This window comes from Micromonospora sp. NPDC047670 (assembly GCF_043204915.1).
GTDB lineage: Bacteria > Actinomycetota > Actinomycetes > Mycobacteriales > Micromonosporaceae > Micromonospora.
In genome coordinates, this window is record NZ_JBIDDA010000001.1 from 833,900 (window position 1) to 854,420 (window position 20,521).

The window sequence follows — 20,521 nt, forward strand, 5'->3', positions numbered from 1 at the left end:
TCCCGCGGGGGGTCCGCCCGGCGGCAGAGACGAGGAGCGCCGACGTTGGCAGAGCGACTGCGACTGATGGCCGTTCACGCGCACCCTGACGACGAGTCGAGCAAGGGTGCCGCGACCACCGCGAAGTACGTGGCCGAGGGCGTGGACGTCCTGGTGGTCACGTGCACCGGCGGCGAGCGCGGCAGCGTGTTGAACCCCAAGATGGACCGGCCGGACGTGTGGGCCAACATCGCCGAGATCCGCCGCGGCGAGATGGACGCCGCGCGGGCCATCCTCGGCGTCGAGCAGGCGTGGCTCGGCTTCGTCGACTCCGGCCTGCCCGAGGGCGACCCGCTGCCGCCGCTGCCGGAGGGCTGCTTCGCGCTGCAGGACGTCGAGGTGGCGGCCGGCCCGCTGGTGCGGCTGATGCGACAGTTCCGCCCGCACGTCGTCACCACGTACGACGAGGAGGGCGGCTACCCGCACCCCGACCACATCATGACCCACAAGATCAGCGTGGCCGCCTTCGACGCCGCCGGCGACCCGGAGCGCTACCCGGAGCTGGGCGAGCCGTGGCAGCCGCTCAAGCTCTACTACGACATCGGCTTCTCCAAGGGCAAGATCATGGCGCTGCACGAGGCGATGCTCGCCGCCGGCCTGGAGTCGCCCTACGAGGACTGGCTCAAGCGCTGGGACGACCGGCCCGACAAGGGCCCCCGGATCACCACCCGGGTGGAGTGCGCCGACTACTTCCCGGTCCGCGACGACGCCCTGCGCGCCCACGCCACCCAGATTGACCCGGACGGCTTCTGGTTCCACGTGCCGATGGAGGTGCAGCGGCGCGCGTGGCCCACGGAGGATTTCGAGCTCGTCCGCTCGCTGGTCGACAGCCCGCTGCCCGAGTCCGACCTCTTCGCCGGGGTGCGCGAGACGGTCCATGCCCGCTGATCCGGCTGCGGGCTACCCTGGTCACCAACCGCACACCGGAGGAACGCCATGCTGACCGCTGCACAGGTGCTCGCCCAGAACAACTTCGGGGACACCCGCTCGGGTGGCCTGGCCGGGCCGATGGGCCTCTTCCTCATCCTGATCCTGGCGACCGCCACCATCCTGTTGATCCGCAACATGAACGCCCGGCTGCGGCGGCTGCCCGACCGGTTCCCCGCGCAGGGGTCGGCCGTCGACCCGCACCGGGCCGACGCGGCAGTCGTCGATCCGACAGACGGGACCGGGCCGCAGGATTCATCCGCCGACGCTCCCAACGGGCGTCAGCAGCGCCGCAACGGCTAGTCCACGCATGATTCACGTCGAACCGGGTCGTCGCCCCCTGTTGCGGTCACCGGGTTTGCCTTAGCCTTCCGCCGGGGGGACCAAGAGTTCCCGAGCCGTGCGCGGGAGGGGGCGCCGATGACCACCACAGCAGCGGCCGCCCGGCGTACCTGCGACCGGCCCTCGGGCGGAGGGGATCGGTGACCTCCGGCAGGGCCGGCGAGTCGCCCGACCGGCTCGAAGACCGCGGCACCCCGCCGCGGCTGCTCCTGCTCACCGCCGCCGTCGCGCTGACCGCCCTGGTCGCAGCCGCGGTGGGGTGGACGCTGCCGACGCGCCTGCCCACCGACGATCCGCTCGGCGGGCCGGCCCGGTTCGGCGTCGCCGTCGTCGTGTTCGCCGTCGCCCAGCTCGCCCGGCTGCGGTTCCGCACCGCCGCCGGGATGGTGAGCATCACCTGGGGCGAGGCCGCGCTGATCATCTGTCTCTACCTCGCGCCCGCCGGCTGGCTGCCCTCCGCCGCGCTGCTCGGCGCCGGGCTCGCCTGGTCGGCGATGTCGCTGCTGGGCGACCGCCGGCCGGTGCTGGAGGTCGTCCGGATCACGGCCTCGCTGACCGCCGCCACCGCGCTGGCCGTCTCGGTCACCACCGCGCTCGGCCGGCCGCTGCTGGCCGCGCCGACGCCGGGGCTCGCCCTGGCCGTGGTCGCGGGGTCGGTCGCCTACCTGCTCGCCACCGCCTGGCTGGGCGGGGCCACCCTGGCGCTGCGGCACGGGATTCCGATCGCCCCGCCGCTGCTCGCCGCGCTCCGCGGCAAGCTGCTGATGTTCGTCGGCAACGTCGCCGTCGGGCTGGTCGTGGTGGCGCTGCTGGAACTCGACGCGCGGTGGCTGCTGCTGCTCCCGCCGCCGCTCTGGCTGCTCCAGCAGACCTACCGGCACCGGCTCCGCGCCGACCAGGAGCGGCGCACCTGGCGGGCCTTCGCCGAGGCCACCGCCGCGCTCAACCAGCTCGACGAGCGGGGGGTCGCCACCGCGGCGGTGACCGGCGCGCTGACGCTGTTCAACGCGGAACTCGTCCACGTCGACGTTGCCCGGGGCGACGGTCGGTGGCGGCGCTACCGGGGCGACCCGGGCGGCCACCTGGTCGACCGGGAGGTCGCGCCCCCCGGACGGACCGACCCCGAGGAGCACGAGCTGGTCCGCGGCCTCACCGTGGGCGCCGCCCGGGTGGGTGAGCTGCGGATCCGCTTCCCGCGCTCGGCGCCGCCGACCGCGCGGGAGCGCGACGCGGTGGCCGCGTTCGGCGACGCTCTCGCCGCCGCCCTGCACGACGCCGCCACCCACCGGGAGCTGCGGCTGGTCACCGCCCGTTCGTCGTACGAGGCGGTGCACGACCAGCTCACCGGGCTGGTGAACCGCTCGGCCATGCTCAGCAAGGGCGACCAGGCGCTGCGGCAGCTCGCCCACGACCACCCGGTGGCGCTGCTGCTGCTCGACATCAACCAGTTCAAGGAGGTCAACGACACCCTCGGGCACGCCGCCGGCGACCAGTTGCTGCGGTTGACCGCCAACCGGCTGGGCACCCTCGTCCGTCCCGGCGACCTGCTCGCGCGGCTCGGCGGCGACGAGTTCGCGCTGCTGCTGACGTCGGTCCCGGTGCTCGGCGACCGGACCGCCCCGATGGCGTACGCGCTGCGGCAGGCCCGCGAGATCGCCGAGCGGCTCGCCGCGCCGACCGAGGTGGCGGGGGTCCGGATGTCCGTCGAGGTCTCCGTCGGGGTGGTGGTCGCCGACGCCGGCACCGCCGACCTGACCGAGCTGCTGCGCCGGGCCGACATCGCGATGTACCAGGCCAAGGAGGGCGGCGGCAGCGTCGCCGCGTACGACTCGACCAGGGACGCCGCGAGCACCGACCAGCTGGCCCTGCTGGCGGAGTTGCGCGAGGCGCTCAAGGCGGACGACCAGCTGGTGCTGGCGTTGCAGCCGGCGGTCGACCTGGCCACCGGCGCGCCGACCGGGGTCGAGGCGCTGATCCGCTGGCGGCACCCGCGCCGGGGCTGGCTGGGCCCGCACGACTTCATCCGGCCGGTGGAGAACAGCGAGCAGCTCGGCGCCTTCACCCGCTACGTGCTGGACAAGGCGCTCGCCGTCGCCGCCGGCTGGGCCCGGGACGGGCTCGACGTGCCGATCTCGGTCAACCTCTCGGCGCGCAGCCTGCTCGACCCCCGCCTGCCCGCCGAGATCGCCGAGGCGCTGCGGCGGCACGAGGTGCCGCCGGACCGGCTGGTCCTGGAGATCACCGAGACCGTCGTGATGAGCGAGCTGGAGGTCATCGACGAGGTGCTCAGCACGCTGCGGTCGATGGGCGTGCAGCTCGCGGTGGACGACTTCGGCACCGGTTTCTCCTCGCTGACCTTCCTCACCCGGATCGCGGTCGACGAGCTCAAGGTGGACCGCTCCTTCGTGATCCGGATGGCCGACTCGCCGGAGGCGGCGGCGATCGTGCGGACCACCGTCGGGCTGGCCCACGAGCTGGGCCTGCGGGTCGTCGCCGAGGGCGTGGAGACCGCCGAGCAGCGCTCGGCCCTGGCCGAGCTGGGCTGCACCGCCGCCCAGGGTTACCACTTCTTCAAGCCGATGCCGGCCGACAAGATCGGCGCCGTCCTCGGCACCCTCCTCGACGAGGCCCGCCCCAACGTCTTCCCCCTCCGCGCCGACGGCGCCTCCTGACCGTCCGGCGGGTGCGCCCCGGGGTGGTTATGGTCGTCGGGTGAACCGACTCGCCGACGCCACGAGCCCGTACCTGCTTCAGCACGCCGACAACCCGGTCGACTGGTGGCCGTGGTGCGACGAGGCGTTCGCCGAGGCGAAGCGGCGCGACGTGCCCGTGATCATCTCGGTGGGTTACGCCGCCTGCCACTGGTGCCACGTCATGGCCCACGAGTCGTTCGAGAACGAGCAGGTCGGCGCCCTGATGAACGACGACTTCGTCTCGATCAAGGTGGACCGCGAGGAGCGTCCCGACGTGGACGCCGTCTACATGACCGCGACCCAGGCGATGACCGGTCAGGGCGGCTGGCCGATGACCGTCTTCGCCACCCCGGACGGCACCCCGTTCTTCTGCGGCACCTACTTTCCCCGGCCGAACTTCGTCCGGCTGCTCGAGTCGGTCGCCGCCGCCTGGCGGGACCAGCGGGACGCCGTGATCAAGCAGGGCGCCGCCGTGGTCGAGGCGATCGGCGGCGCCCAGGCCGTCGGCGGCCCCACCGCGCCGCTGGACGCCGCGCTGCTCGACGCCGCGGCCGAGCAGCTCGCCGGGGAGTACGACGCCGCGAACGGCGGCTTCGGCGGCGAGCCCAAGTTCCCGCCGCACATGAACCTGCTCTTCCTGCTCCGCCACCACCAGCGCACCGGCTCGGAGCGCAGCCTGGAGATCGCCCGGCACACCTGCGAGGCGATGGCCCGGGGCGGCATCTACGACCAGCTCGCCGGGGGCTTCGCCCGCTACTCCGTCGACGCGCACTGGACCGTGCCGCACTTCGAGAAGATGCTCTACGACAACGCGCTGCTGCTGCGGACGTACACCCAGCTCTGGCGGCTGACCGGCGACCCCCTGGCCGCGCGGGTCGCCGCCGAGACCGCCGCCTTCATGATCGACGACCTGGGCACGCCCGAGGGCGGCCTCGCCTCCGCCCTGGACGCGGACACCGAGGGCGTCGAGGGGCTCACCTACGCCTGGACGCCGACCCAGCTCGTCGAGGCGCTGGGGGAGGACGACGGCCGCTTCGCCGCCGACCTGTTCGCGGTCACCGAGACCGGCAACTTCGCCCTCCATCCCGTCGCCGCGCCGCAGGGCGGCGCCCCGGACGCGGGCGAGGGCGCCGAGCACCGCACCAGCGTGCTGCGGCTGGCCCGGGACGTCGACGACGCCGCCCCGGAGGTGGCCGCCCGCTGGGAGCGGGTCCGGGCGCGGCTGCGCGAGGTCCGCGACACCCGGCCCCAACCGGCCCGCGACGACAAGGTGGTCGCCTCCTGGAACGGGCTCGCGGTCACCGCGCTGGTCGAGCACAGCGCGCTCACCGGCGACCCGGTCACCGCCGCCGCGGCCGTCCGGATCGGCGAGGTGCTCGCCGACCGGCACATCGTCGACGGGCGGCTGCGCCGGGTCTCCCGGGCCGGCGTGGTCGGCGAGCCGGCCGGGGTGCTGGAGGACCACGGCTGCGTGGCCGAGGCGTTCTGCGCGCTGCACCAGCTCACCGGGGAGGGGCGCTGGCTGGAGCTGGCCGGCCAACTGCTCGACACCGCGCTGGAGCGGTTCGCCGCCCCGGGCGGCGCCTTCTACGACACCGCCGACGACGCCGAGCGGCTGGTCACCCGCCCCGCCGACCCCACCGACAACGCCACCCCGTCCGGGCGCTCGGCGATCGTCGCGGCGCTGGTCGCGTACGCGGCGCTGACCGGCGAGACCCGCTACCGGGAGGCCGCCGAGGCGGCGCTGTCGACCGTGGCGCCGATCGTCGGCCGGCACGCCCGGTTCACCGGCTACGCGGCGACCGTCGGCGAGGCGCTGCTCTCCGGGCCGTACGAGATCGCGGTGGTCACCGACGAGCCGACCGGCGACCCGCTGGTCGCGGCGGCGCACCGGCACGCCCCACCCGGCGCGGTGATCGTGGCGGGCCGGCCGGGCCAGCCCGGCGTGCCGCTGCTCGCCGACCGGCCGATGGTCGACGGGCGGCCCACCGCGTACGCCTGCCGGGGTTTCGTCTGCGAGCGCCCGGTGACGACGGTGGACGACCTCGTCGGCCAGCTCGGCCGGCGCTGAGGCTCACGGCCAGAGCAGCTCGCGTTCCCAGGCCGCGCCCGTGCGGCGGTAGCGCAGCCGCACGTGTCGGCGCTGCGCGTCGGCCTGCCAGAACTCGACGCTGTGCGGCGCGACCGCGTAGACGGTGTGCGTCCCGGCGACCAGGTCCGGCTCGGCGGCCAGCCGCTCCCGGACCCGGGCCAGCTCGCGGTCCAGCTCGGCGCGGTCGGCGAGCACGTCGCTCTGCCGGCCGGCCAGGCCGGCCATCCGTGACCCCTCGGGCCGGGCCAGGAAGTCGGCCCGGGAGACGGCGGGGTCCGCGGGGGCGGCGATCCCCCGCACCCGGACCTGACGGCCCTGCTCGCGCCAGTGGAAGCTGAGCGCGGTCCGGGGGTTCGCGGCGAGCTGGCGGCCCTTGGCGCTCGCCGAGCTGGTGGCGAAGTGCCAGCCGGCCTCGTCGAGGTCCTTGAGGATCAGCACCCGGGCGTCCGGCATGCCGTCGGCGTCGACGGTGCAGACGGTCATGGCGTGCGGCTCGTCGACGCCGGCGTCGACCGCGCCCGCCATCCACTCGACGAAGAGGGCCAGCGGGTCGGCCGGGGCCGCGGCCGGATCGAACGACGGCATGTCGTGCGCGAGCACCGGCAGGCCACGGAGCAGGGTACGCATCGTCATGCCATGATCCTTTCAGCAGGGGCGACCGGTGTTCGATGCGCCATCCGGCGGCGCGGGCGGCGGGTCGCCCCGATAGGCTGGCGCCGCTATGGATTCCCGTACCGGTCTGCCTGTTGTCGGCATGGTGGGTGGCGGCCAGTTGGCCCGGATGACCCACCAGTCCGCGATCGCCCTCGGCCAGTCGCTGCGCGTGCTCGCGCTGGCCCCCGACGACGGCGCCGCGCTGGTCGCCGCCGACGTCCAGTACGGCGACTACACCGACCTCGCCGCGCTGCGCACCTTCGCCAAGGGCTGCGACGTGGTCACCTTCGACCACGAGCACGTCCCCACCGAGCACATCCGGGCGCTGGCCGCCGAGGGGGTGAAGCTCTTCCCACCGGCCGACGCGCTGCTGCACGCTCAGGACAAGCGGGTCATGCGCGAGCGGCTCGGCGAGCTGGGCGCGCCGAACCCGGCGTGGCGACCCGTGGCCGAGCCCGCCGACCTGGTGGCCTTCGGCGACGAGGTCGGCTGGCCCGTCGTGCTCAAGGCGGCCCGCGGCGGGTACGACGGCCGGGGTGTCTGGATGGTGGGCGACGCCGCGCAGGCCGCCGAGCTGGCCGCCACACTGCTGGCCGGCGGCACCCGGCTGATCGTCGAGGAGCGGGTGCCGCTGCGCCGGGAGCTGGCCGTGCAGGTGGCCCGCTCGCCGTTCGGGCAGGTCGCCGTCTACCCGGTGGTCGAGACCGTGCAGCGCGACGGCATCTGCGTCGAGGTGCTCGCGCCCGCGCCGGACCTGCCCGAGGAGCTGGCGGTCGCGGCCCAGCAGCTCGCCATCGACCTGGCCACCGCGCTCGGCGTGGTCGGTCTGCTCGCGGTGGAGCTGTTCGAGGTGGCCGACCCGGCCGCGCCCGGCGGCAGCCGGATCGTGGTGAACGAGCTGGCGATGCGGCCGCACAACTCCGGCCACTGGACCATCGAGGGCGCGCGCACGTCGCAGTTCGAGCAGCACCTGCGAGCGGTGCTCGACTACCCGATGGGGGACACCTCGCTGACCGCGCCCGTCGTGGTGATGGCGAACGTGCTCGGCGGCGAGCCGGGCGGGATGTCGATCGACGAGCGGCTGCACCACCTCTTCGCGGCCGAGCCGGGCGCGAAGGTGCACCTCTACGGCAAGCAGGTGCGACCCGGCCGCAAGATCGGGCACGTCACGGTGCTCGGCGAGGACCTGGACGACGTACGGACGCGGGCCGCCCGGGCCGCCCGCTGGCTGCGGGAGGGGCACCAGTGAGTGAGCTTGCGAGCCCCGTGGTCGCGAACGAGAGGCAGGCGGGGTGAGCGCGAGGAGTGAGCTTGCGAGCCCCGCAGTCGCGAACGAGAGGCAGACCGGAGTGAGCACCGTCGGTTTGATCATGGGCAGTGACTCGGACTGGCCGACGATGAAGGCCGCCGCCGAGGTGCTGGACGAGTTCGAGGTGACGTACGAGGTCGAGGTGGTCTCGGCGCACCGCACCCCGGTCAAGATGATCGACTACGGCCGGGCCGCCGCCGACCGTGGTCTGAAGGTCATCATCGCCGGGGCGGGCGGCGCCGCCGCCCTGCCGGGCATGGTCGCCTCGGTCACCCCGCTGCCGGTGATCGGCGTGCCGGTGCCGCTGAAGCACCTCGACGGGATGGACTCGCTGCTCTCCATCGTGCAGATGCCGGCCGGCGTGCCGGTGGCCACGGTGTCGATCGGCAACGCCCGCAACGCCGGGCTGCTCGCCGTCCGCATCCTGGCCGCCGCCGACCGCACCCTGCTCGACCGCATGTCGGCCTACCAGGCGGACCTGGAGCAGCTGGTGGCCGAGAAGGACGCCGCCCTCCGCGCCTCCCTCGCCTGAGCGTCCCTCAGCGCCCCCTCGCCTGACCGCCCCCTCGCCCGACGGCCCTCCCCGGACGCGCCGCCGCCCGGCGGGCTCTGCTGTCCCGCGTCCCGCGTCCCGCGTCCCGCGCCCCGCGCCCCGCGCCCCGCGACGGGTACCGACGTGGCCGGTCGGCGGTGGCGGGGTGATCAGCCGGGCACCGACCACGCCGAGAGGTGTGGGCGACTCCCTGAGCGCGCATGGGGGTGTGGTTTTCCGTACCCGGCCGTTGGGGTCGGCCCGCTGAGGTCGGCGGTCGACCTCATGGTCCGACCCGAGGCGGGTCCATAGCGTTGTCGGCATGATCAGTTTGTGGCATGCGTCGATGGACGCTGGCTCGTTGACCCAGGAGTCCGACCCGCCGTCGGGTGGCCTGGTGGGCTTGGTGACCGACCTCGTGGAGCGGCTCGGTGCGCCCGGCGCCGGCCTGGCGGTCGCGTTGGAGAACCTGTTCCCGCCGATTCCGAGTGAGGTGATTCTGCCGCTGGCCGGTTTCACCGCCAGTCAGGGCAAGATGAGCCTGTTCGCCGCGATCATCTGGACCACGATCGGTTCGGTGGTGGGCGCGGTGGTGCTGTACTACGTCGGCGTCGCGCTCGGACGGGACCGGCTCCGCGCGATCGTCGCGCGGATGCCGCTGATCAAGCTGAGCGACCTCGACAAGACGGAGGCGTGGTTCGCCCGGCACGGGGTGAAGACGGTCTTCTTCGGGCGTATGATCCCGATCTTCCGCAGCCTCATCTCCATCCCGGCCGGCGTGGAACGCATGCCGATCGCCACGTTCCTGCTCTACACCACGTTGGGCAGTCTGATCTGGAACACCGTGTTCATCATGGCCGGCTACCAACTCGGGGAGCACTGGCACTCCGTCGAGTCGTACGTCGGGGCGTTCCAGAAGGTCGTCATCGCGGTCTGCGCGCTCGCCGTGGGGTACTTCGTCGTCTCCCGCCTGATCAAGATGCGTCGGAGCGGCTCGGAGACGCAGAACGAACCCGCACCGAACGCGCCGGAACCACACGGGTCGGGCACAAGCGTCGAGCCGTACGGCTACTCCGGGGTCCCCGCGTCGGTCAGAGCCGCACGCGGCAACGTGTACGGGACGCCCCGCCGGTCGGGGGAGGGCCGATGACGCCGGGTATCGAGGGTCACGCACCGGCGCGCCGCCGGCGGCATGCCGTCCGTACGCCCTTCACCACGCGGATGGGCCGGTGGAGCGCCAACCATCCCTGGCTCGCCATCACGGCCTGGCTGGTTTTCGTCCTGGCCAGCGTGGCCGGTGGCAGCCTGGTCGGCACGGTCGAGGCCACCACGCAGGACAGCCTGCACGGGGAACTGGCCCGTGCGGACCGCATCGAGCAGGCCGGGGCCTTCCCCGAATCCCCGGCGGCGGAGAGCGTCCTGATCACGGCGCGGGCCGGCGAACTCGATCTCGACCGTGCGCGGGCCGTGGCCACCGACCTGTCGGCGCGCATGCGCGCCCTGCCCGACGTGGCGAAGGTGGCGGACCCGATCACCTCCCCCAGCCGTCAGGCGGTGCTGGTCGAGGTGGAGATGGCCGGTTCGGCGGACGACGCCGACGCGCGGGTCGGGCCGCTGCTGGAGGCCACGTCGCAGACGCAGCAGCGGCACCCCGACCTCCGGGTGGAACAGGTGGGATCGGGTTCCCTGGGCAAGGCGCTGACCGAGACGCTGGCGGCGGACTTCGTCAAGGCGGAGCTGATCAGCGTGCCGGTGGCGCTGGTGATCCTGCTGTTCAGCTTCGGCGCGTTGATCGCCGCCGGTGTGCCCGTCGTGCTGGCGTTGTCGGCCGTGGCCGGCGCGATGGGCCTGGCCCAGTTCGCCTCGCACATCTTCCCGGCGGGGGAGATGGTCAACAGCATCATCCTGCTGATCGGCATGGCGGTCGGCGTCGACTACTCGCTGTTCTACCTGCGCCGCGAGCGGGAGGAACGGGCCCGCGGACGCGACCACCGCAGCGCGGTCGAGATCGCGGCCCGCACCTCGGGGCACGCCGTGCTGGTCTCCGGCGTGGCCGTCATGGTCGCCATGGCCAGCCTGTTCCTGGTCGGCGACAACACGTTCAGCTCGATGGCGACCGGCTCCATCCTGGTCGTCGGGGTAGCCATGATCGGATCCCTCACCGTCCTGCCCGCGATCCTGGTCGTCCTCGGGCGGTGGGTGGACCGGCCGCGCGTGCCCTTCCTGGGCCGGCGGATCCAGCGGGCGGAGCGCAGCCGCTTCTGGGCGGCGGTCCTGCGGCCGGCGCTGCGCGCGCCGCTGGCGACGTTCGTGATCTCCGTCGGAGTGCTGGTCGTCGTCGCCGTCCCGGCGCTGGGGATGAACCTCAAGCGGCCCACCCTCACCGACCTGCCCCGCTCGATCCCGATCCTGCACACCTACGACCGCCTGGCCCAGGCGTTCCCCGGCAACGAGCTCGGCACCAGCCACCTCGTCGCGATCCGCACCGGCGGCGCGGGCGGGCCGGCGGTGGAGCGGGAGATCACCGATCTCGCCGCGCGGATCAAGGGGGACAGCCGGTTCGCCCAGGACCGCCCCCCGACCGTGCGCAGGTCCGCCGACGGCACCGTCTTCCTGGCGACCGTCCGGGTGGCGGGCACCACTGACAGCCACGCGGCGGCCCAGTCGCTGCACCGGCTGCGTGCCGAGTTGCTGCCGCAGACGGTCGGCACGGTCCCGGGCACGGAGTGGGCGGTGGCCGGCCGTACCGCCAGCGACGCCGACTTCCGCGACCGCATGGCTGACGCGCTGCCGGCGGTCGTCGCGTTCGTGCTCGCCATGACCTTCCTGGTCATGCTCGTCACGTTCCGCTCGGTCGTGGTGGCGCTGACCTCGATCCTGCTCAACGCGATCTCCGTGGCCGCCTCGTACGGGCTGCTGGTGCTGGTCTTCCAGCACACCTGGGCGGAGGACCTGCTCGGGTTCACCTCCAACGGCGCGATCGTGTCCTGGCTGCCGCTGATGCTGTTCGTCATCCTCTTCGGGCTCTCCATGGACTACCACGTCTTCGTCGTGAGCCGCATCCGCGAGGCGGTCCAGCGGGGCGTGCCCACCCGGCAGGCGATCGAGCAGGGCATCGTCTCGTCGGCGTCCACGGTCAGCAGTGCCGCGATCATCATGGTCGCCGTGTTCGCCATCTTCGCCACCCTGTCGATCGTCGAGTTCAAACAACTCGGCGTGGGGCTCGCCGCCGCGATCCTGATCGACGCCACCGTCATCCGCGCGGTCGTCCTGCCGTCGCTCATGCGACTGCTCGGCGAGGCGAACTGGTGGGCCCCGCGGTTCCTTGCCGGCCGCCGTGCGACGACGGTCGTGGACGCCGACCGTGACGCCGACACGCAGGTCCTCATGGCGGCCGTCGACCGGTAGCCGGGGGGGGGGGGGGGGGGGGGGGCCGCCCCCCCCCCCCCCCCCCCCCCCCCCCCCCCCCCCCCCCCCCCCCGCGCCGACCGGTCAGAAGTGGTACGCGGTGTGGTACTCCGGCACGACCACCCGGCTGCGCGGGGAGACCCGCCGCACCGCGGCGATCAGCCCGTCCAACTTCTCCCGGTCCGTCGCCGCCACCGGCACCGGGTTGCGCAGCTCGGTCTCGAAGTTGTCGAAGTGCACCGGCACCACGACCTTCGGCCGGTCCAGCGCGTCGAGCAGCCGCTCGGCGTAGTCGGCCGTGACGGTGGTGCTCGGCAGCGCCACCATGGCCACGTCCGGGGCGAGGCCGGTCAGGTTCCGCTCGACGAAGTCGCTCGCCCCCATGAAGAACACCGACGGGCCGTCGGCCACCCGCACCTGGTAGGCGAGGGTGTCGCCCTCGGGCAGGTCGGCGACGGTCTCGGGCTTCGGCGGCGGGCTCACCCGGACGCCGGGGAAGGCCATCGAGTACGACTTGTTGCGGCTGTGCAGCGAGCTGACGACCTCCACGGTGTAGTCCCCGAAGTCCAGCACCTCCCCGCCCTTGACCGGGCTGAGCTGCCCCGACGGCACCTTGTACGCCAGCCCGAGGTGGTAGGCCGTCAGCGTGCCGACGACCCGGGCGCCGGTGCGGCCGGCGATGTACGGGACGTCCATGTAGTGGTCCCAGTGGGTGTGCGTGACGAGCACAGTCTCGGCCCGGTCCACCAGGGCGTCCACCACGTCGGTGCGGACCTCCAGCTTCGCGGCCTGGTTGAAGGCGCCCCTGAACAGCCCGGTGTCGATCCGGCTGACGAAGGGGTCGACCAGGACCGTCCGGTCGCCGATGTCGATGCGCCAGGCCGACGTACCCCACCAGCGGAAACTGACCGGGCCGCGACGGCGACCGGCCGGCACGGCGGCGACCGGGGCGGTGGCCGGCGGCGCGGCCTGCGCCGGGGTGGTCAGGGCGGCGCCGGCGAGTCCCCCGGCGGAGACCAGCGCGGTGCCGGCGGCGGCGTCGCGGAGGAAGCGGCGGCGGTCGAGGTTGGGCATGCGGAACTCTCCCCGTCGTGGTGCGGATCGGTCGGTGCCGAGCCAACCAGCACGACCGGGGCCCGGTCCAAGATCCACGGCCGGATCGGTCGATATCCGCCGGGATATCGGACCAGCTCAACGAGCCCGGAGCCGGGGTGTCAGGGCCGGGAATCAGCCGCCGCGCAGCGCCTCGACGGCGGCGTGGGCGGCCTGCCCCATCGCCAGGTCGACGTCGATGCGGCGGGTGGCGAGTTGCGCCGCGCGGGCGAAGACGGCGACGGCGTACCGGCCGCCGTCGGGGTATTCGGCCACGCCGGCCTCCAGGTGCAGGCCGGGCAGGGTGCCGGTCTTGCCGGCGACCCGCACGCCCGGCGGGAAGCCAGCGGCCAGCCGGGTCCAGAAGAGCTGCCGGGCCATCCAGCCCCGGACCATCGCGCACGCCTCGGGCGGGCCGGCCTCGTCCCGCCAGACCAGGCCGAGCAGCCGGGTGATCTCCCGGGCGGTGCTCGACGTGGTGTGCGCCGGGTCGAACACCCGCATCGCGCGGACCCGGTCGGCCGGCAGGGTCGGGAAGATCCGGGCGAAGTCGGCCTCCGTGCGCGCGCCGACGTCGGCGAGCATCATCTCGACCAGCTGCCGGGGCCCGCCGACGATCCGGGTACGCGGCAGCCCCAGCTCGGCGGCGAGCATCGGCAGCACGTCCGCCCCGACCCGGCGCAGCAGCAGGTCGGCGGCGGTGTTGTCGCTGACGGACATGGCGAGGTACGCCAGGTCCCGCAGCGACACCTCGGCGTCGTCGGCGCAGCCCGCGATCCCCCACCCGCCGAGCCGGTCGTCGGCGGTGACGAGCACCCGCTCCTGCGGGTCGAGCTGGCCGGCGACGACCTGCCGGGCGAACTCCAGCACCAGCAGGATCTTGAAGATCGAGGCGATCACCACCTGCTCGTCGGCCCGCACCGCCACCTCCCGCCGGCCGGCGGGCTCCCCCGGGCCGCCGTCGACCGCGTCGAGGTCGACGACGTGCAGGCAGCCGCTGACCCCGACCCGCGCGAAGATCTGCCCGATCCGCTCCGTCACCACCGTGGCACCGTAGCCGCCACCCGCGCCGCGGCGCTGGCGTAGGGTCCGGCCGTGGACCTGCTCCGGCACCTGCGGCACTTCGTGGTGGTCGCCCGCGAGCTGCACTTCGGTCGGGCCGCCGAACTGCTCGGCATGGCCCAGCCGCCGCTGAGCCAGTCGGTGCAGCGCCTGGAGCGGGAGCTGGCGGTCGAGCTGTTCGACCGGTCCCGCCGCCAGGTACGCCTGACCACCGCCGGTCAGCTGCTGCTCGGCGAGGCCGAGGAGCTGCTCGCCGGGGAGGGCCGGCTGCGCAACCTGATGCGCCAGGTACGCGAGGGGGTGTCCGGGGTGCTCCGGGCGGGAGTCCCGCCGGAGACGCCCGCGGTGACCCTGCGCGAGCTGCTCGACCGGCTGGCCGAGCGGGCGCCCGGGCTCGACGTGGACCTGCACGAGCTGACCAGCGGCGAGCAGGAGCGGATGCTGGCCGAGGGCAGGCTGGACGTCGGCCTGCTGCACCACCCCGTCACCGACGACGGGCTGCGCCTCGGCGCCGCCGTCGACGTACCGCTGGGGGTGCTGCTGCCGCGGGCCTCGCCGCTGGCCCGCCCGCGGGAGGTGGACCTCGCGGCGCTGGCCGGCCTGGACCTGGTGACCGCGCCCCGGGCGACCGCGCCCGGCTGGCACGACCACCTGCTCGACGTCTGCCGCCGGCACGGGTTCGCGCCGGGGCGGGTCCGCCCGGCGCGCAACCCGGAGTTCCTCTTCGGGCTGGTGCTGGCTGGCGGCGGGGTCGCCGTCGAGCCGGCGGCGACGGCCCGCCGGGAGCCTCGGATCGCCTGGCGGCCGATCGCCGGGTCGCCGCTGGTCAAACGCACCTCGGCGGCGTGGCCGCGCCGGGGCGCGCATCCCGCCGCGCCGATGTTCGGGCAGCTCGCGGCGGAGGTGCTGGCCGACGGGCCCACGCCCCCGGCGCCGCCGCCCGTGCCGGCGCCCCGGCCCTGGCCCGTGCTCTTCGACGAGCCGACCTGAGGCCGGGCTCACCGGTTGGGAGGGCGGCGATCAGGGGTACGCCAGGTAACGGCCCGCCGGGCGTGGAAGCGCTTCCGCGCACCCGGCCTCGTGAACGACCGGCGAAGGAGCCACGATGGCGAACGTGATCCCCGACATCTCCCTGAACGACGGCAACACCATCCCGCAGCTCGGCTTCGGGGTGTTCCAGATCGACCCGAAGGACACCGTCGCGGCGGTCCGCAAGGCCCTGGAGGTCGGCTACCGGCACATCGACACCGCCGAGATGTACGGCAACGAGGCCGAGGTGGGCCGCGCGATCCGCGAGTCGGGGCTGGGCCGCGACGAGGTCTTCGTGACCAGCAAGCTGAACAACGGCTTCCACCGGCCCGACGAAGCCCGCAAGGCGTTCGAGTCGACGCTGGCCGCGCTGAAGATGGATTACATCGACCTGTTCCTGATCCACTGGCCGTTGCCCACCCTGTACGACGGTGACTTCGTCTCCACGTGGAAGGCGCTGGAGGAGTTCCAGCACGACGGCCGGGCCCGCTCGATCGGGGTGTCGAACTTCCAGGTGGCGCACCTGGAGCGGCTGGCCGCCGAGTCGGAGGTGGCGCCGGCGGTCAACCAGATCGAGGTGCACCCGTACTTCGGCAACGAGGAGGTGCGCGCCTACGGCCGGGCGCACAACATCCTGACCGAGGCGTGGTCGCCGATCGCGCAGGGCAAGGTGCTCGACGACCCGACCGTCGTCGACGTCGCCGAGCAGGTCGGCCGGACCCCGGCCCAGGTGGTGCTGCGCTGGCACGTGCAGCGCGGCGACATCGTCTTCCCGAAGTCGACCACTCCGCAGCGGATCGAGGAGAACCTCCGGATCTTCGACTTCGAGCTGGACGACACGGCGATGGAGCGGATCACCGGGCTGGACCGGGGCGAGGCCGGCCGGCAGGGCCCGGATCCGGACACCTTCGACTACGTCCCCGCGTAACGCGGGGCGGCGGAACGGCGCAGGTAGGAGGGGGCCCGATGGACCCCCTCCCACCCGTACGAAAGGACAGCGCCGCCGCGATGATGCGCCGCACGCCCCTGGTCCTCCTGTCGGTGCTGGCCCTGGTCGGGCCGGCCGCCTGCGCTCCCAGCCGCGCCGCCGACACACCCCGCTGGTCCGCCGCCCCGACCGCCGCCCCGCCGACGGCGCAGCCCCCGCGCCCGGCCCCGACCTCCACCGCGGAGACACGCACCCGGGTCACCGCGGCGATGCTGAAGCTGGACACGCAGTTCCACCCGGAGACGGCGGAGCACACCGAGGAGAACAGCGAGGCGTGGAAGCTCATCTCCCTCTGCCGGGACAGCCTGCCCTCGGACCGCAGGCGCACCGCCCACCGGGAACGGGTCTGGGACGGTGAGACCGTGTGGATCCGGCAGTACGTGGTCGGCTACCTCAAGGTGCCCGGCCGCAAGCTCGCCGACGAACTGCGGTCCGTGCTCAAGAGCTGCGACAGGTACGAGGTGCCGAACGACGGACGCACGTCGGTGATCGTGCGACCCACGCCCCCGCCGGTGCCGAACGGGCCGGACGTGATCACCTTCTGTGAGAAGCTGATCGGCGAGGCGACCCGCCACCAGTGCACGCTGTTCATGACCCGGGGCAACTTCGTGCTCCAGGTGGACGTCTCGGCGGGCGACGGCGACCTGGCCGCCGGCACCGAACTGCTCGCCAAGGTGGCCCCGTTGGCGACCGCCGCCCTGGCGAAGGCCGCCTGAGCACACGCCGCGGGGCGGGCGCGGCCGCGGCCGCCCCGCCCCCCGCCGGCGGCCCCCCGGATCAGATCCGGCCCACCGAGTCCTGGTTCCGCAGCACCAGCCACCGGCCGCGCCGGCGGGGGCTACGGCGTGCTGCCCTGGTGACCCGCTGGCGGGCCATGTCCGGTGCACGGCCGGGCGGCCGGGGCGCCGGGCCCGCCCGGGTGGTCGACCGTCGCACCACCCGGGCGGGTCCGCCCGCTCACCGCGTCGCGTATGCGCGGATGACGGTCTGCCGCACACTGTTGCCGGCCGAGTCGGTCGCGCTGGTCCGCAGCGAGACGAAGCCGGGGCGGGCCGGATGCGCCAGGTGGGCGGTCCGGTTCAGGCCGCTCCCCGTCAGCGGCACCCGACGCCAGGTGGCGCCGTCGTCGTACGAGACCTGCACCGTGAGGTCGGTCATGGTGCCGTACTCCGCTCCCGCCTGCCGCTGGACGTAGACGGGCACGTCGAACAGCCGCCCGGCGGGTGCCTGGTTGCGGTCGTTCAACACGGGCGCGAACCGCACCGCCATCAGGGGGACCGGCGTCGCCGGGGCCTTCGGGTCGTCGGTGCCCGCCCGCTCGGACCGGAAGGTCCATGCCGAGTCGACGCGGGTGGACAGGTCGGACGTCGGGCGGGTCGACTCGATTTCGAGCCGGTACGTCCCCGGGTCGGCCGGGACGCCGAAGTAGCCGTAGGCGCCCTCGGACCCGCCGATCTGCCGACCGTCCCGCCACAGGCCGATCCGGGTGCTGCCGAGGCGGGAGCTGCCGCGGCGGTCGGGCGCCTGATCGGCGAAGAGCGGGGCGTCCACCTCGATCGCGTCGCCCCTGCGGCCCACCCAGGTCTCGCCCGCCGGGAGCGCGGGTCCGAACACCCCGACGTACCACCGCTCGACCACCGGCGGACCGAGCCGGTAGGTCCGGGGCGTACCGGTGGCGAGCCATGCCTCCGGCCAGTCCGGCTCGTCCGACCCGTACTGGCCCCAGTCGACCGACCACGGCACACCCGGAGTGAAGTATTCGGTGATCCTCGCCGGCGCCGGGAGCGAGACGAGCGGATTGTCCTTGCCCACCCGCTTGCCCGCGCCGAGCGCGGCCAGGCTCGTGTGGACGACGGCAAGGTCCTGGTCGCGCACCCGGGGCGTCAGGTCGGCCGGCACCTGCCCGTGAGCGGACCACCTGACGTGGTAGAGGTACGGATGGATCCCCCCGGCGCCGTCCGGTTCCGCGAGGGTCGCCCTGACCTGGAACTCGAACTGGTCAGCCGGCGCCCGGGTGGCGGAGGGGCGCACCCGCAGATGCGCCATGTCCCAGCCCGAGTAGCTTTCGCTGAATCCGCCCGGTCCGGCCTGGCGGGCGAACCCGACCCACGTCAGCACCCGTCGGGCCGGACGATCCACGATCGCGCCGAAGGGCTTGCCCTCCCGGGCGTCGAAGGTCAGCGTCCGGTCCCCGGCGACGGTGAGCGCCGGTTCGTGCACGAGGGTGTCGAGGAATCCCTCCTCACCGCGGCTGGCGGTCTGTATGGACGCGCCCAACTGGTACTCGCCCCGGGGCAGGCGCACGACCACCCTGCCGGACGGGTCGTAGGGCGCGTGCCAGCCGGGGCCCGCGACGTCGGCGAGCGAGAGCCAGTAGCTGGGTGTCGGCTTGCCGTCGTGGTCCAGAAACGTCATCGTGACGTCGTAGCTCTCGGCCTCGCGGACGACCCCCACCGGGGTGCGGACGACCTGCCCGTCCGGCCCCGTCGCGACCAGCGACCCGCTGTAGGTGCCGTCCGGGGCGGACACCGAGGTGTCGGTCACGAGCGTCACGGCGACGCTGCCCGCCGCCGGCACGGTGACCCGGGGTGGGCCGACCGCGAACATCCCGGCGGGCGCGGGTGCCCCGGACGGGTCGCGGACGTCTACCGTCAGGTCGAGAGTCACGGCGGCGTCGGTCGTGTTCCGGTACGTGACAGCCCGCTGGACCGGCGCGTCGTCGTGGTGCGGCCAGCGCGCGATCCCGTTGCTCACGCTCGCCGGCTCGGTGTGGACGCCCTGCCGGACGGCGCGCGACACATCCACCCGCCCCGCACCCTGCTCGTACACGGTCAGCCCGTCCGTGGGCACGGCCGTGCCCGTCAGGAGGGCCTTGAGGTCCTCGCCGGTCAGGTCCGGCCGCTGCCCGGCCAGGACCGCCGCCGCGCCCGCGACGTGTGGCGCCGCCATCGACGTGCCCGACATGGCCGTGTATCGGTCGTCGACGGGCGTACCGCGTTCCGTGCCCGCAGCACGGGCGGCGATGATCTCCGCGCCCGGCGCGGTGACGTCGGGCTTGATCGCGCTGTCGCCTGGCCTGGGCCCACGGCCGGACGACTCTGCCAGCTCGTCGTGCCGGGAGACCGCCCCGACGGTCAGCGCCGCGTCGGCGGTGCCGGGACTGCTGATCGACCCCTGTCGCGGCCCGGAGTTGCCGGCGGCGACCACGAAGAGCGCGTCGGACTCCGCGCTCAGCCGGTTGACGGCCTCGTCCAGCACCCCGGTCCCGTCGCCCGGGTACTGGCTGGAGAGGCTCATGTTCACCACGTCGGCGCCCGTCGCGACCGCCCACTCCATGCCGGCCAGCACCTCCGACTCGGAGCCGGCGCCGTTGTCGTCGAGGACCTTGCCGTTGAGCAGCCGGGCATCCGGGGCCACGCCGGTGTGCCGGCCGCCCGAGGCCGCGCCGCTGCCGGTGACGATGCCGGCGACGTGCGTACCGTGGCCGGCCCGGTCCGTCACGCCGCTCTCGCTTGCGGTGAAGTCCATCGACCCGACGACCGCGTCGGCGAGGTCGGGATGGGTCGTGTCGATCCCGGTGTCCAGCACCGCCACCGTCGCGCCCCGCCCGGTGTGCCCGGCCTGCCAGGCCGCCGATGCGCCGATCTGCGGCACGCTGTGCTCCAGGCTGGCCCGCACCGGTCCGTCCAGGGCGACCCCGGCGATGCCGGTCGCGAGGCCGCGCTCTCCGGGCCGGCCGCGCAGCCCGGACCAGAGCCGGCCGGCCACGGCCTTGTCCGCGCGGACCGCCTCGCCCCGCACGCTCGGCAGGTTCCGGCCCGCCGGTACGCCCGCGGCTGCCATCACGTCCAGGGCGGCGGTCCGGGATCCGGCCGTCCTGGTGACGATCAGGGGTATGTCCGTGCGGGTCCGGTCACCGTAGCCGAGCTCGACGAGCCTGGAGACGTTGAACAGCCTGCGGTCGACGGTGCCGGCGGCGACCAGCGGTCCCGCGTCGGACGGGATCACCATCAGGTCGCCCCGCTCCTCGAACTGGCGGAACGCCACCTTCTCGCGGCCCTCGGCCGGCTTCGTGGCGAGCACCCGCTCGCCGGCCGGCCCGTCGCCGAGAAGGATCCGATCCCCCGTGATCAGCGTGATCCAGTTCTGTGCCTGCCCCCCGGAGTCCGGTGGTCCGATCCCGGGTCTGCCGCCACCGGCCCCAGCCCCCGTGCCGGGTGCCGCGCCCGCCGGCCCCCCGATCGCCCCGGGAATGGTGACAGCGCCGACCGCCAGGGCGGCAAGCCAACGTCGTAGGTGCATGTCGCTCCTCTGCTGCCTGTACGGGAGGCAGCGCTGCCCGCGACCCGTCCGG

The 20,521-nt window shown here is 74.1% G+C and carries 14 protein-coding genes and 2 pseudogenes; 12 read left to right on the forward strand and 4 right to left on the reverse strand.

Annotated features, from left to right (window positions below; genetic code table 11):
• The first annotated feature begins 45 nt into the window (after positions 1 to 45).
• The 5 genes and pseudogenes from mca to ACGF7U_RS04035 all read left to right on the forward strand — a co-directional run.
• On the forward strand, positions 46 to 927 hold the full coding sequence (gene mca / locus ACGF7U_RS04015; RefSeq protein ID WP_393102632.1) for a mycothiol conjugate amidase Mca: 882 nt from the start codon (positions 46 to 48) through the stop codon (positions 925 to 927).
• Between the two features lie 48 nt (positions 928 to 975).
• The gene (locus ACGF7U_RS04020) at positions 976 to 1,269 is read left to right on the forward strand and encodes a hypothetical protein (protein ID WP_393102634.1); all 294 of its coding nucleotides are present in this window, start codon (positions 976 to 978) and stop codon (positions 1,267 to 1,269) included.
• 242 nt (positions 1,270 to 1,511) lie between these two features.
• Positions 1,512 to 3,980, forward strand: coding sequence for a putative bifunctional diguanylate cyclase/phosphodiesterase (locus ACGF7U_RS04025; protein WP_393102946.1), 2,469 nt, complete (start codon positions 1,512 to 1,514; stop codon positions 3,978 to 3,980).
• Positions 3,981 to 4,020: 40 nt separating this feature from the next.
• Positions 4,021 to 5,316 (forward strand): annotated as a pseudogene (locus tag ACGF7U_RS04030) (thioredoxin domain-containing protein); the annotation flags it as partial.
• A gap of 51 nt (positions 5,317 to 5,367) precedes the next feature.
• A pseudogene (locus ACGF7U_RS04035) lies at positions 5,368 to 6,072 on the forward strand (hypothetical protein); the annotation flags it as partial.
• Between the two features lie 3 nt (positions 6,073 to 6,075).
• Here ACGF7U_RS04035 and ACGF7U_RS04040 read toward each other — a convergent pair.
• Positions 6,076 to 6,726 (reverse strand): pyridoxal 5'-phosphate synthase, encoded by a 651-nt coding sequence (locus tag ACGF7U_RS04040; protein WP_393102636.1) that lies wholly within the window; start codon positions 6,724 to 6,726, stop codon positions 6,076 to 6,078.
• An 88-nt stretch (positions 6,727 to 6,814) separates the two neighbouring features.
• On the opposite strand from ACGF7U_RS04040, the gene ACGF7U_RS04045 reads away from it, so the two are divergent.
• The 4 genes from ACGF7U_RS04045 (at position 6,815) to ACGF7U_RS04060 (ending at position 11,996) form a co-directional block, all read left to right on the forward strand.
• Complete coding sequence (locus ACGF7U_RS04045) at positions 6,815 to 7,996, forward strand: 5-(carboxyamino)imidazole ribonucleotide synthase (RefSeq protein ID WP_393102638.1); 1,182 nt, start codon at positions 6,815 to 6,817, stop codon at positions 7,994 to 7,996.
• 100 nt (positions 7,997 to 8,096) lie between these two features.
• A complete protein-coding gene (gene purE, locus ACGF7U_RS04050; protein WP_393102640.1) occupies positions 8,097 to 8,588 on the forward strand; it encodes a 5-(carboxyamino)imidazole ribonucleotide mutase in 492 nt (163 codons plus the stop codon).
• Between the two features lie 322 nt (positions 8,589 to 8,910).
• Positions 8,911 to 9,738 carry a DedA family protein gene (locus ACGF7U_RS04055; protein ID WP_393102642.1) on the forward strand — a complete coding sequence of 276 codons (828 nt, stop codon included), beginning with the start codon at positions 8,911 to 8,913 and terminating at the stop codon, positions 9,736 to 9,738.
• Positions 9,735 to 11,996: an MMPL family transporter gene (locus ACGF7U_RS04060; RefSeq protein ID WP_393102644.1), complete on the forward strand. Its 2,262-nt coding sequence runs from the start codon at positions 9,735 to 9,737 to the stop codon at positions 11,994 to 11,996. The genes ACGF7U_RS04055 and ACGF7U_RS04060 overlap by 4 nt, the downstream gene beginning before the upstream one ends.
• Positions 11,997 to 12,080: 84 nt before the next feature.
• On the opposite strand, the gene ACGF7U_RS04065 is transcribed toward ACGF7U_RS04060, so the two are convergent.
• Positions 12,081 to 13,070: an MBL fold metallo-hydrolase gene (locus ACGF7U_RS04065; protein WP_393102646.1), complete on the reverse strand. Its 990-nt coding sequence runs from the start codon at positions 13,068 to 13,070 to the stop codon at positions 12,081 to 12,083.
• A gap of 153 nt (positions 13,071 to 13,223) precedes the next feature.
• Complete coding sequence (locus ACGF7U_RS04070; protein ID WP_393102648.1) at positions 13,224 to 14,132, reverse strand: serine hydrolase; 909 nt, start codon at positions 14,130 to 14,132, stop codon at positions 13,224 to 13,226.
• Between the two features lie 51 nt (positions 14,133 to 14,183).
• Between ACGF7U_RS04070 and ACGF7U_RS04075 the strand changes: the two genes are divergently transcribed.
• From ACGF7U_RS04075 to ACGF7U_RS04085, 3 genes are all read left to right on the forward strand, one after another.
• On the forward strand, positions 14,184 to 15,140 hold the full coding sequence (locus ACGF7U_RS04075; RefSeq protein WP_393102650.1) for a LysR family transcriptional regulator: 957 nt from the start codon (positions 14,184 to 14,186) through the stop codon (positions 15,138 to 15,140).
• A 115-nt stretch (positions 15,141 to 15,255) separates the two neighbouring features.
• The gene (locus tag ACGF7U_RS04080; RefSeq protein ID WP_393102652.1) at positions 15,256 to 16,107 is read left to right on the forward strand and encodes an aldo/keto reductase; all 852 of its coding nucleotides are present in this window, start codon (positions 15,256 to 15,258) and stop codon (positions 16,105 to 16,107) included.
• Positions 16,108 to 16,145: 38 nt separating this feature from the next.
• Positions 16,146 to 16,883: a hypothetical protein gene (locus tag ACGF7U_RS04085; protein WP_393102654.1), complete on the forward strand. Its 738-nt coding sequence runs from the start codon at positions 16,146 to 16,148 to the stop codon at positions 16,881 to 16,883.
• 241 nt (positions 16,884 to 17,124) lie between these two features.
• On the opposite strand, the gene ACGF7U_RS04090 is transcribed toward ACGF7U_RS04085, so the two are convergent.
• Positions 17,125 to 20,469: a S8 family serine peptidase gene (locus tag ACGF7U_RS04090; protein ID WP_393102656.1), complete on the reverse strand. Its 3,345-nt coding sequence runs from the start codon at positions 20,467 to 20,469 to the stop codon at positions 17,125 to 17,127.
• Positions 20,470 to 20,521: the final 52 nt, after the last annotated feature.

What these genes read in the sequence shown, in the direction of transcription:
- ACGF7U_RS04040 (WP_393102636.1), bottom strand. Translation starts at nt 6,726, where the DNA reads ATGACGATGCGTACCCTGCTCCGTGGCCTGCCGGTGCTCGCGCACGAC.
- ACGF7U_RS04085 (WP_393102654.1), top strand. Translation starts at nt 16,146, where the DNA reads ATGGACCCCCTCCCACCCGTACGAAAGGACAGCGCCGCCGCGATGATG.
- ACGF7U_RS04090 (WP_393102656.1), bottom strand. Translation starts at nt 20,469, where the DNA reads ATGCACCTACGACGTTGGCTTGCCGCCCTGGCGGTCGGCGCTGTCACC.
- ACGF7U_RS04055 (WP_393102642.1), top strand. Translation starts at nt 8,911, where the DNA reads ATGATCAGTTTGTGGCATGCGTCGATGGACGCTGGCTCGTTGACCCAG.
- ACGF7U_RS04065 (WP_393102646.1), bottom strand. Translation starts at nt 13,070, where the DNA reads ATGCCCAACCTCGACCGCCGCCGCTTCCTCCGCGACGCCGCCGCCGGC.
- ACGF7U_RS04020 (WP_393102634.1), top strand. Translation starts at nt 976, where the DNA reads ATGCTGACCGCTGCACAGGTGCTCGCCCAGAACAACTTCGGGGACACC.
- ACGF7U_RS04045 (WP_393102638.1), top strand. Translation starts at nt 6,815, where the DNA reads ATGGATTCCCGTACCGGTCTGCCTGTTGTCGGCATGGTGGGTGGCGGC.
- ACGF7U_RS04080 (WP_393102652.1), top strand. Translation starts at nt 15,256, where the DNA reads ATGGCGAACGTGATCCCCGACATCTCCCTGAACGACGGCAACACCATC.
- ACGF7U_RS04060 (WP_393102644.1), top strand. Translation starts at nt 9,735, where the DNA reads ATGACGCCGGGTATCGAGGGTCACGCACCGGCGCGCCGCCGGCGGCAT.